Here is a 12558-nt window from a genome sequence, read left to right on the forward strand (position 1 = left end):
AACGGAAAGTCCGTTAAACTTTCCGTTTTCAACTCTTCTCGCCGTACGAGAAAAATTTGTTTAAATTTTATTACAATTCAAAGTTATGAAAAAAAACCGATTAATTCAAAGGTTCTTGTATCTACTTTTTTGTTTGCTCGTTTTACCCGGTATAACGACGCGGGCACAGAAGCAAGAACAACGATTTGACTTGAAGATGCAAAACGTGGCGTTGAGTCAGGTCATCGAGAAATTGCGGGCGGTAAGCAACCAGACGTTTGCTTTCCAGCTTGACGATGTAAAGGCTTACACCCGGATTAGTTTCGACGTGAAGCAGAAGACGATTCCGGAGATTCTTGACGAATGTCTGAAAACGACGGATTTGTCGTGGGAGCGGGTGGATGAAACGATTATTATTTTCAAACGTTCCTCCACGCCAGAGACTCGTGCTATTACTATTAAAGGATTTATCACGGACAAGAAGAAGGAGCCCATGCCGGGGGTGACCGTTAAATTGATCGGTGCTTCCGTGGGAACGGCTTCGGATGTCGAGGGGTGGTTTTCTCTTAAGTTGCCCGTGATGAAAGGAAAGTTGGAGTTTTCTTTCGTGGGTTACAAGAGTGAAACGGTTGATTTCACGGAGGCGATCGCGAAGGACACGTTGCGGATCGAGCTGCAGGAAGAGGTAGAGTCATTGGATGAGGTGGTGGTGACCGGGGTCTTCACGAAGGCCAAAGAGAGCTATACCGGGGCCGTGACGACGATTACGGCCGAGGAGTTGAAACGGGTGGGTAACCGGAATATCCTGAGTTCGATCCGGAATATCGATCCGAGTTTTAATATCGTGGATAACCCGACGATGGGGTCCGACCCGAATAGCCTGCCGGATATCACGATCCGCGGGAATTCGAGCATGACATCGAACGTGAAGGATTTGCAGACAGAGTCACAAGCCACGCAGTCGGCCAATATGCCGTTATTTATCATGGACGGGTTCGAGATCACGTTGGAACGAATGATGGACCTCGATGATAATCAGGTGGAGAGTATCACGTTGCTGAAAGATGCGAGCGCTACGGCCATGTACGGTACGCGGGGAGCTAACGGTGTGGTGGTGATTACGACAAAACAGCCGGAGGCCGGGAGGTTGCAGTTGACGTATAAAGGTGGCCTGGCAATCGAGGCCCCGGATTTGACGTCGTATAATTTGTTGAATGCGAAGGAAAAATTGCAATACGAGAAAGCGGCAGGGTTGTACACGTATAACACGGGCCCGGGATCAAATCAACACAACCTGGAGGCTCTTTACAATTCACGCATGCTCGCGGCTGAGCGAGGAGTGAACACTTATTGGTTGAAATACCCGGTACGCACGGGGGTGGGACACAATCATAGTTTACGTTTGGAGGGCGGACGCGAGGAAATTCGTTATGCCGTCGGTCTGTCATACAAGAACGTGGCCGGGGCCATGAAAGGTTCGGACCGGAATACGCTGAACGGAAATGTTTTCCTTTCCTATAAATTGAAAAACCTGACTTTTCAGAATGATTTGCAAGTATCGTCGAACAAGTCTCAAAACTCTCCCTACGGGACATTTTCGCAGTATGCCAAGCTTAATTCTTACTGGAAACCTTACGATGAGGAGGGAAACCTGTTGATGATCTTGGACGACCGGAATTATTCAAGCGAGGCTTATGGCACTAATTATAGTAATAAAGTGTACAATCCGTTGTATAACGCTTACCTCCCGAGTATAGATAAAAGTAAATACACGCAGATTACCAATAATTTTGCGGTAGAATGGAGTATTCAGCCGGAATTGATCTTGCGCGGCAAGTTCAGCGTGACTTCCAAGAGTTCTCGATCGGACAAGTACAAGCCGGCGAGTCACACGGATTTTTTGGAATACACGGGAGATAATTATAAACGGCGCGGTTCTTACAAGATGGGTATAGGTGAGAGTTTTAAGTACGAGGCGGATTTCACGCTGAACTATAACAAGACTTTTAACGAGATTCATCAGGTTTACGTGGGGTTAGGGTATAATTTTGCGGAAGAAAAGACGGAGGAGTATTCTTTCTTTGCCGAGGGAATCCCGGATGACTATTCGGATTTTATGGGGCTTGCGGCTTCTTACGAGAAAAACGGTTCTCCCTATGGTGACGAGGGAATTTCCCGTCGTGCGGGAGGTATCTTGAATGTCAATTATACCTACGACCGTCGATATTTTGTCGATATTTCCGGTAAACTGGAAGGTTCGTCTAAATTCGGTTCGGATAATCGTTACGCTCCTTTCTGGTCTGTGGGTGCGGGTTGGAATATTCATCAGGAACATTTCCTGAGGGACAAGAAGATATTGAATACGGCGCGTTTGCGCGTGTCTTATGGTACGTCGGGAGCCCAGAATTTCTCGCCCTATCAGGCGATGCGCACGTTTAAATATTTCAGCTCGCAGAATTATAACGGGAATGCGGGTTCTTACTTGTTGGGGATTGGTAACCCGGATTTGGGCTGGCAGAAGACGGGACAGTTGAATATTGGTATCGAATTGGGGATGTTCGATAATCGCTTGAAGGTGAATGCTGACTGGTATAACAAACTGACGGATGATATGTTGGCGGATATCACGCTGCCTTTAGCGGGAGGTTTCGGGAGCTACAAAGCGAATATTGGTAAGGTGCTGAACCGGGGAGTTGAGGTGTCGTTAAACGCCTACGTGATCCGGGATAGTGAACGGAGTCTTTTCTGGTCGATCGGCGGGACGATTCTTTACAATAAAAACGAGATCAAGAAGATTTCTAATTCGTTGGAGTTCCTGAACGATGAATTGTTGGAAAGTGACGGGGCTAATCCTAGTTTCCTTTTCAAGGAAGGGCAATCCATGAACACGATTTTTGCCGTGCGTTCTTTGGGGATTGACCCGGCAAACGGTAAGGAGATTTATTTGAAGGCGGATGGTCACACGTTGACTTATGATTGGGATGCGAAAGACAAGGTGGCTTGTGGGGTGAAAGATCCGAAGGTGTGGGGTAATTTTAACACCATGCTCCGGTATAAAGGTTGGATGCTTAACGCCATTTTCAGTTATCGTTGCGGTGGGCAGATGTACAATTCGACCTTGGCGAACAAGGTGGAGAATATTCACCCGATCAATAATGCGGACAAGCGCGTACTTTACGACCGGTGGAAGAATCCGGGCGATCATGCCAAATATAAAGGGGTGACCGATCTTTCAACGACGCAGGCAACGAGTCGTTTCGTGGCAGACGAGAATACGTTGGAATGCGGTAGCATTTCTTTAGGATACGAGTGGACTTCCGAGTGGTTGAAAAGAAATCTTTCTATTTCCTATCTTTCTTTGACGGGGTATGGCGAGGATATTTTCCGCATTTCGAGTATTAAACAGGAGCGCGGGACCGATTATCCTTTCGCACGGAAGTTTTCGCTCTCGCTGTCTGTCAGATTTTAACCGTTTAATTGAAAAATCAGAAAGTAATGAAGAAAAGATATTTTATTTGGTTCCTGACGGGATTCCTGATGTTGAATTGCAGTTGTAATGACTGGCTGGATGTAAATCCCCGCACGGAGATGAAAGAGGAGGATATGTACCAGAGCGAGAAGGGATTCAAGAATGTGATGAATGGTATTTATATCCAATTGGCTTCCAAAGATCTTTATGGTAAGAATACGAGTTATTATTTCCCTGATTTGTTGGCCGGATACTGGTACAAGACAAATAATTCAACGGAGAATTATATCATGTCGTATCTTTACAGTAATTCGTACGTGGAGAACGTGATCAAGACGATCTGGAGTAAGTATTACACGGTAATCGCACATATTAACGATTTGTTGGAGAATTTGGATAAAACGGACGTGCATTTCACGAATGGTAACAAGGAGTTGCTTTACGGCGAGGCTTATGGGTTGCGAGCGTTTCTTCACCTGGACGTATTGCGTCTTTTCGGTCCCGTGCCGGTGGGAGCGTCTGATGGTACGAATGCGATTCCTTACGTGACGGAATTGACGCGTGACCCGTCGAAATTGGTATCCGTGACGTACGGGGAGGTGAAAAGGATGATACTGGAGGATTTGGACCGGGCAGAGAAATATCTTGCGGCCGATCCTTTCACGTTGGGTTCTATGTATGATCTGAATAATCCCGGGGGAAACGGCGTGAATTACACGCCTGATGACGACTGGCATTATTACCGGCAGACACATTTTAATATCTACGCGGTGGATGCGACCCGTGCCCGTTTCTATCAATGGATCGGTGATAAGACTCAAGCGGAGATTTACGCTAAAAAAGTTGTAGGTGTGAAGAATACGGACGAAACGGATAAATTTGTGCTTGCCACGAACAGCTCTTACACGAGTTCGGAAAAAGGGGCTTTGGTGATGGCGAGTGAACATGTTTTTGCCGTGAATTGTTCGGATTTACAGGATATTATTAACGGGGTAATGATTACTTCTTCTTCTTCACGGCCGAAGTTGTATTTGCAAAATGCTTGGATTTCGAGCGTGTACGAGAATCCGGAATCGGATAATCGTAGTAAAGGCGGGCGTTATTTCCAGACGGACGGGAGTTACGCTTACTATCTGAAATATTACGAGAGCGGTACGATTGCGGCAACCGATATGGTGCCGTTGATCCGGCTTGCCGAGATGTACTTGATCCTGATCGAGAATTCGACTTTAACGGAGGCTCGGGAATATTTTGAGATTTTCCGGCAAGCGAGAGGAATGGATTTTGCAATTTCTATCGGCGACGAGACGGCAAGGAAGAACCAGGTGGAAAAGGAATATCGCAAAGATTTTTGGGGAGAGGGACAGATGTTTTATTATTACAAGCGTCAGAATAAAACGAGTTGGAGTATTCCGCAGAGCGTGACGATTCCAGAGAATGGATTCGTGGTACCGAAACCGAAGGGACAGAGTGCGTTCGAGTAATAATTGATAATTGAAAATGAAGTTGACTATGAAAAAGATATGGAACTATTTGATTTGTGGCATGGTTTTGCTGGCGGTAGGATGCGAGCGGCATGACGCGCAGGTGTTCGAAGGGGAGGCACGGGTGTGTTTCTTGAGGGGAGAAGATGGTAAGGGGCAGCAGGATAGTATTTTGCAAAGTTTTTTCGTCGTGCCGGAAACGTTGGATCGGGATACGGTGTGGGTGGAGATTGCGTTGATGGGGTTCCCGGTGAATGAAGTACGTCCATTGAAGATTGTCCAGACGAATCAGAATGCGGCAGATGCTGCCGTTGCGGGTACGCACTATATCGCTTTCGATGATGCGGAGGTGAAGGATTTGATGGTCATGGGTGCGAATCAGGTGACGGCTAAGATTCCGGTGATTTTCTTGCGGGATATTTCGTTGAAGACAGGGAAGAAACGTTTGGAAATGACAATCGAGGAGAACAGTTATTTTAAACGGGGAATTGATGCTGACTGTAATTTTATGGTGCAGACGACGGAGTTGGCGGAGATCCCGACGAACTGGGATAGTGCATGGAAATCGTATTTCGGGATATGGAGTTCACGGAAGATGTGGTTTATCGTGAATTACTTGGGACTGGATGATTTCGAGGCGGAATACGACGCTGGATATAAAAAGTATTTGAAGCAAAAAGCGCATTCAAAACTCAACGAGTATAACGCAACGCATGATGAGCCGCTTTGTAATGATCCGACCAAACATCATGAAGACGGTAAACAATGCGAGAATTGTGTGGTATTTCCTTAATTAAAAATGACTGACAATGAAAAAATATATTGGAATATGTTGCCTGTTGGCAATGGCGTTTATTGCCGGGTGTATCGACGACAGGGGTAATTATGATTATATTCCTTCGAGCGAGGTTTTCCCGGTAAAGATTACCGGATTGGATACGAGTTACGATTGTTTGGTTGGCGACACGATTCGCGCGCGGCCTGTTGTGACCGGGGCGGATAAAGATTTGAAATACACGTGGTTTGTTTATCAACGTGGGGTCGCTTTCAGTGCTGAAGATACGTTGTGTCACACGAAAGATCTGGAATGGTTGGTGGATCGTGACGTGAATACCTATTATTTATTGTTTGAAGTGCGAGATACTGTTCGGGATTTGTTTGTCAAGAAGACGTTAAATCTGAATGTTAGTACAATTTATTCAACGGGGTGGTTCGTGTTGGAGGATAACGGGACAAGCACGGATCTGGACATGGTGTCGAATGGGAAAACGACGGAGAACCTGATGACGACTTTCGGGAGCGGCAGGATGGAAGGGCAGGCAATTAAGATAGACTTTAAAGACCGGCATCCACAAGAAGTGGAGAATGTTGATGGAACCGTGACAAAAGAGTACAAGAAAGCGTTCACTGTGATTTCCGGGAGAGATATGCGGGTGTATGATGCACAGAATATGGCAGTTTTGAAATATAAGGATGATTGTTTTTATGAGATGCCTGAAAATTTGAGACTTTTGAATGTTGCAACTAAAACAACTTCCGATGAAGTGAACGTGAACGGGAAGTTTTATTTGATGAGTACCGGGAATATAGGAAAATTCGGTTACCCGATGATGGGAACTGATGGAACGGAAAATTATCGTATTTTCAAAGATGGGATTCTGTATGCGCAACATTGTTTTCTGTGGGACGAAGTAAGTCAATCTTTTGTTTATGCTTACGTGGGTAATTCGAAATTTAATGTTTTGAATGAAGCCGGGGATGGAGAGGTTAATTATGGTGTGGTTTCCAATACCGGTTGTGAAATGAAAAGTTTCAGATTCCGAGGCTATAAATCGAGTGTGTATTCAGCTTACGCTTTATGGTTGAGCAGAGAGGGTAAATACGAGATATTGGATTTGGGTTTTAAATCAACAAACTACCCGATAAGGGGTAAATATAGTTTGCCTGTTGGTAGCAGATTGACGGAAGCTGAAGTTGTAGAGGCGCATCAGACGGAGGCTAAAATATTTTTTTCAAAAGGTAATCAATTATACGAGCATTTAGTTAATCCCAATACGGAATTATCAAGTCGGGAACGTGTGGTTTATACTTTCCCGGCCGGTGAAGAGATCTCTTGTATCCGTCACGTTGTTGCCGATAATAAGTATATAGAAATGCAGTTGAATCACCTGATCGTCCTGACCAATAGCGCAAGCGGTTGGAAAATGTATGGATTTGAGTTTATTAACGGGGGCGGAGAGTTTGATATGACCGTGTTGCCGGAGAAAGCCATGATTGGACAGGGAGAAGGAAACGCTCGCTACGTGATGAGAATGGATAATAACAGGACATTTTAATTAAATTGCAGTCACATGCTGAAAAGTTTATTGATAGCGGGAGCGTTGGTTGTGCTGGGAAGTGTTTGTTGCGGACAGCAGGTCGGGATGAAGAAAAGCTTACCGACGATAACGGGTTGGAAAGATGCGGGACATTATATCGAGCAGGTACGGGAGGGGAAAAAGAGTGTCCTGTATGCCGTGGATGTGGTGACTGGCAAACGTACCCCTTACACGCCGATAGCAAGAAAGGCTGCGGCTATGGTAAAGGTATCGGACGGGGAGGTGGTTTACATCGCCCCCGACGGTAGCCCAAAACAGTTGACCCGCACGATGGCTGAAGAAAAGAATCCCGTGCTTTCACCGGATGGGAAATGGGTTGCTTTTACCAGAAATAACGATCTGTACGCGATTGAAGTAGCATCCGGGCGTGAAATCCGGTACACGACGGACGGTTCGGACGTGATCAAGAACGGGTATGCCTCCTGGGTATATTACGAGGAGATTCTAGGACGTGGTAGTAATTACCGCAGCTTCTGGTGGTCTCCGGATAGTCGTAATCTTGCCTTTTTGCGTTGTGATGATTCGAGAGTACCGGTTTACCCGTTGTATAACGTGAAGGGACAGCACGGGCAACTGGAAGTCAATCGTTATCCGCGGGCGGGAGATCCCAACCCGGAAGTGAGCGTGGGTATCGTGCCAGTGGAGGGAGGATCGGTTGTCTGGGCGGCGTTCGACCCGAAAAACGATCAATATTTCGGTACGCCTTTCTGGCGTCCGGATGGGAGCGGGTTGTTGGTGCAGTGGATGCCTAGGGAACAAAATAACTTGAAATTATATGATATTGATCCGGCTACCGGGAGCAAAACGGAAATTTATAACGAGGAGCAGTCGACTTGGGTGGAGTGGATTGAAGGTTTGCACTGGGTGAAAGATGGTTTTATGATGATCCGGGATTTTGACGGGTGGGAGCAGATTTATCTGCATCATTCTGACGGTTCGTTGAAGCAGAAATTGACATCAGGCCGAATGTGGGGTACGAAGATCACGCGTATCGACGAGAAGAACCGTCAGGTATATTTTACCTCGAAAGGTGAGATTTCGACACGGAATGACTTTTATTGTGTTGGATTTAATGGAAAGAACCAGCGGAGACTAACGTTCGGGGAATATAACCATAAAAATATTATGCTATCGCCGGATAATCGTTATTTTATGACCTGTTACGATAACTCATCTACCCCGACTCGTCTGGGATTGGTAAACGTGAAAAGCGGAAAGGTAAATGTGTTGGGGGATTTGAATGATCCGGGTATTGATCCGAAGACAGTGGAACGGAAAGAGATGTTGTGGTTGACAACAGAGGACGGGTTTAAAATTCCGGCCATTATCTATTGGCCTTCCGGGATGAAGGAAGGGAAGCGCTATCCGCTGGATATTCACGTGTATGGTGGTCCTAACCATGGTTCTGTGAGTGATTACTGGTCATCATCGAGTAGCACAAGGGATGCGGATTGTATCCGTGTGGTCATGGATCATCGGGGATCGGGACATTGTGGAAAAGCGGGGATGAATTACATGCACCGGAACTTGGGTAAATGGGAAATGACGGATTATATTGCCTGGGTGAAATTGTTGAGGACTTATCCGAACGTGGATAGTACCCGCGTGATGATTAGCGGTGGTAGTTATGGCGGTTACATGACGACATTGGCGTTGACTTACGGGGCAGAGTACTTTCAATACGGTTATGCCAAATTCGGGGTGATGGACTGGATGCTCTACGATTCGCATTACACGGAGCGTTATATGGATCGCCCGCAAGATAACCCGGAAGGATACCGGGCGGCTTCCGTCTTTACTTATCTTGATCGGTACCAGTCGCGAGGTCCGGCCATGTTGCGGATCGTTCACGGGATGATGGATGATAATGTGCACATGCAGAATAGCATGCAACTGGTGGATACGCTTCAGCAGATGAATAAGGAGTTCGAGTTGATGCTTTTTCCCGGTGAACGTCATGGGTGGATGAGAAAAATGAAATTTACATTGAAGGATTTGCGTGATTTTAAAGAACGATATTTAAAACGGGAAGATGAATAGCTCCCAAATGATAGGAAAGATGAAAAGATTGATTTTATTTACATTATTGATAGCTGTTGTGGTGATGAATGCGACAGCCCAGAATCGGAGTATAAATTTCGAGCAGACAAAAGAATGGAAAAAAATTGTCAAGAAGGCAAAGAAGGAGAAGAAATTGATTTTTGTAGATTGCTATACTTCGTGGTGTGGACCATGTAAAATGCTGGCGAAAGACGTATTCACGAATGATAAGGTGGCTGATTTTTTTAATGCTAATTTCGTTAATGCTAAATTCGATATGGAGAAAGAGGCCGATGGGGTGGTGTTGAAAAAACAATTCGGGGTAAATTTTTTCCCTACCTTGGTGTTTGTTGATCCCACGTCTGGTGAAGTTTTGCATCGAATGGTCGGAGCCGGTTCGCCCGAATGGTTGATTGCCGGGGGAAAACTGGCCATAGATCCGGATAATAATCTCCGTAGCATGGTGAAACGTTATGAAAACGGGGAACGGGACGGCGAGTTTATAAGAGATTACGCGGGAGTCTTGTTCTCGGCATACACGCGGGATGAGGCGGCTCGTGTCGCTTGCGAGTATCTGGACCCTCTGCCCGTGGATAGTCTGGTGATGCGGGAGAATTGGCAAATGATCAAGCGTGTCGTGAGCGATCCCCTGTGCCCTTTGTTGAAACGGGTAATGGCAGAACGGGAGAAGTTTTATGCCACGATTGGACGAAAGGAGGTAGATGCTAAATTGGAGAAAGTGATTTACAATGCTGTTGATAAATTGACTGGCTGGAGTCCGAAGAAGAAAAAAGCGTTTGACGAGAAAGGTAATCAAGAATTAATCAATTACCTGATGAGTATTGATTTTTACGCGGCTCCTGCCGGATTGGCCGGTTTGTACACGGCCGCTTATGTACGCGAGGGTGATTTCCGGGGTATGTTGAATAAGATGGATGAGGTGTTCAGCTATAACTTGTTCAGAAATGGGGCCGAATTACCTTATTTTCGGGATAACATACGGTTGTTAGGGAATAGTGAGGATAAGGCATTGGTGGAGGAAGGAATTCAACGGATAGATCGTTTTATGGTTCAAGATACGAAACCTCTTGATAAATCGAATCTGATGAGAGTAAAAGCGTTTTTACAAAAAAAAATAGGAGACTCTGCGGGAGCGGAGGCTTCCACTAAGGCGGCTGAAAATTATCTTCGGGAAATGAGGAATAAAAAATAGTTCGGGTTTTAGCCTGTAAAAAAGTCCGTAAGGTCAATTATAACAATTTGCGTTGCCTAGTCCGCCTCTGTAAATGTTGACTTTGCGGGCTTTTTTGTGTTTATGGATGGTTGGGCTTTTTGTGTTTCGGGATATTTTTATAGTTTTGTCAAATCAAACTATGATATATGTACGAATCTCCGGATGAAATAATTAACGGGATAAATGAAAAGAGCGATAGGGCTTTTAAGTATCTATTTGATACTTACTATCCTTCTTTATGTCGTTACGCGAGGCAATTCGTGGGAGAATTCATTGATGAAGAGGATGTTGTGCAGGAGATTTTCGTGAAATTATGGGAACGGGAGGGTGGTTTTGAGAATTTGAAGGCTTTATCGGCTTATCTTTATCGTGCGGTTCATAATGCGTGTCTCGTTTATATTCGGGATGGAAAGGAAAAACGGGGTGAAGAGTTAATCAATCGGTTGGGGGACGTGTTGGAATTTGAAACTCCGGATAATGAGCAGTTATTGATCGAGGAGGAATATTATCGTCAGATATTTGTTGCTTTGAATTCCTTGCCGGAGCAACGTCGTGTTATTGTGGAAATGACAATGGAGGGCAAAAAGAACGAGGAAATTGCCGAAGCCTTACAAGTTTCCGTGAATACGGTTAAAACATTGAAAAAGAAGGCTTACGTCTACCTGCGGGAGAAACTGTCTAGGGAGAGCTGGATGTTTTTATTTACTTTTTTATAATTTTTTCTTCAAAAGTATCACCCTGTTTTGTTAATCTGTGTTTCTATAATAGAAATAGAATCTATTATGAAAGATTTTAACAGGATTGCGAGTTTATTTCGGAAATTCAGAACGCACACGATTCTAGAGGATGAAGTACACGAGTTGAGAGACTGGTTGAAAGGAAAGGAGAACCGGGAACTTTTTAAGCGTGCGATGAGAGGTGAGCGGGAGACACACGTGATGCGAGAACTGAAAAAGTACGACCGTGAGGCTGCTTTTCGGAGATTTACCGAACGTGTACATCCGAAGAGACGGAGGATCAGATATTATGTACGATTAGCTGCGGCTGTGGCTTTACCGATTGTTTTGAGCGTGTCGGTTTATTGGTGGATGGAAACTCCGGCACGGGAAACGGAGCCTGTGGCAGAAATTATTTCTTTGACTCCCGGTCAGAAAAAGGCGATCCTTACATTTGACGATGGTACTAAAATGGCATTAGGCGATGCCATAGAAGAGAAAATCGTTTTAAATGAAGGAGCTTATTTGAAAATTGATTCTTCGGGGTTAAGGTATGATTTTAAGGAGACGGGTGAAGCAATAAAAATGAACGAGTTGTTCGTACCCCGGAGAGGGGAGTACAATCTGACGTTGTCCGATGGAACACGGGTATTTTTGAATTCCGATTCCAAGCTCATGTATCCTGTGGCTTTTGGGGACGGACAGAGAGAAGTCATTTTGGAAGGAGAAGCTTATTTTGACGTGGCGAAGGATGAGAAACGTCCGTTCGTGGTGAAGACGAGTGATTTATCCGTCCGGGTTCTGGGAACAGCTTTTAACGTGAAGAATTATCCGGACGATTTATGTGTGGAAGCTACGTTGGTTCGTGGAAGTGTGAAGATTCTGGAAGAAGATCAGGAAATGTTGCTTGAACCGGGAGAACAGGCCCGACTGGATCGAAGTTCCGGTAAAATGAACAAAATACAGGTAAACACGGCTTTGTATACTTCTTGGAAAGATGGTTTGTTTATTTTCGAACGGGAGCGTCTGGAAGACATCCTGACGACTTTAGCTCGTTGGTACGATGTGAATATCTTTTATCAGCGTTCTACCGTGAAGGATGAGTTATTTACCGGGGATTTGAAGAAATACGATGGTATAGAAGAACATTTGAAAATGTTGGAAATGACAACTAATGTACAATTTGAAATACGTGGTAACATGATTGTTGTGAAATAAAAAAAGAAGATTAGCGTTCCAGCGCTAATCTTCTAAATCA

8 protein-coding genes are annotated in these 12558 nt (G+C 45.1%); all 8 read left to right on the forward strand.

Translation table 11 applies throughout. The annotated features are described in order from the left end of the window. Nucleotides 1–85: 85 nt before the first annotated feature. The 8 genes from DWW52_RS01185 to DWW52_RS01220 all read left to right on the forward strand — a co-directional run bounded on the left by DWW52_RS01185 (nt 86) and on the right by DWW52_RS01220 (nt 12518). Entirely contained in the window at nt 86–3448 is a 3363-nt protein-coding gene (locus tag DWW52_RS01185) for a SusC/RagA family TonB-linked outer membrane protein (protein WP_118713651.1), read from the forward strand. Nucleotides 3449–3474: 26 nt separating this feature from the next. Continuing rightward, entirely contained in the window at nt 3475–4932 is a 1458-nt protein-coding gene (locus tag DWW52_RS01190) for a RagB/SusD family nutrient uptake outer membrane protein (protein WP_118713652.1), read from the forward strand. A gap of 28 nt (nt 4933–4960) precedes the next feature. Beyond that, nucleotides 4961–5725, forward strand: coding sequence for a DUF4843 domain-containing protein (locus DWW52_RS01195; RefSeq protein ID WP_158582447.1), 765 nt, complete (start codon nt 4961–4963; stop codon nt 5723–5725). A 16-nt stretch (nt 5726–5741) separates the two neighbouring features. Next, nucleotides 5742–7268: a PKD-like family lipoprotein gene (locus DWW52_RS01200; protein ID WP_118713654.1), complete on the forward strand. Its 1527-nt coding sequence runs from the start codon at nt 5742–5744 to the stop codon at nt 7266–7268. A 15-nt stretch (nt 7269–7283) separates the two neighbouring features. Continuing rightward, nucleotides 7284–9350, forward strand: coding sequence for a DPP IV N-terminal domain-containing protein (locus DWW52_RS01205; protein ID WP_118713655.1), 2067 nt, complete (start codon nt 7284–7286; stop codon nt 9348–9350). Nucleotides 9351–9369: 19 nt separating this feature from the next. Further along, complete coding sequence (locus tag DWW52_RS01210; protein ID WP_118714269.1) at nt 9370–10563, forward strand: thioredoxin fold domain-containing protein; 1194 nt, start codon at nt 9370–9372, stop codon at nt 10561–10563. 167 nt (nt 10564–10730) lie between these two features. After that, entirely contained in the window at nt 10731–11300 is a 570-nt protein-coding gene (locus DWW52_RS01215; RefSeq protein WP_118713656.1) for an RNA polymerase sigma-70 factor, read from the forward strand. A gap of 66 nt (nt 11301–11366) precedes the next feature. After that, nucleotides 11367–12518 carry a FecR family protein gene (locus tag DWW52_RS01220; protein ID WP_118713657.1) on the forward strand — a complete coding sequence of 384 codons (1152 nt, stop codon included), beginning with the start codon at nt 11367–11369 and terminating at the stop codon, nt 12516–12518. Nucleotides 12519–12558 lie beyond the last annotated feature (40 nt).

Origin of the sequence: Odoribacter sp. AF15-53 (assembly GCF_003479425.1) — a bacterium.
In the GTDB taxonomy this organism is placed as follows: domain Bacteria; phylum Bacteroidota; class Bacteroidia; order Bacteroidales; family Marinifilaceae; genus Butyricimonas.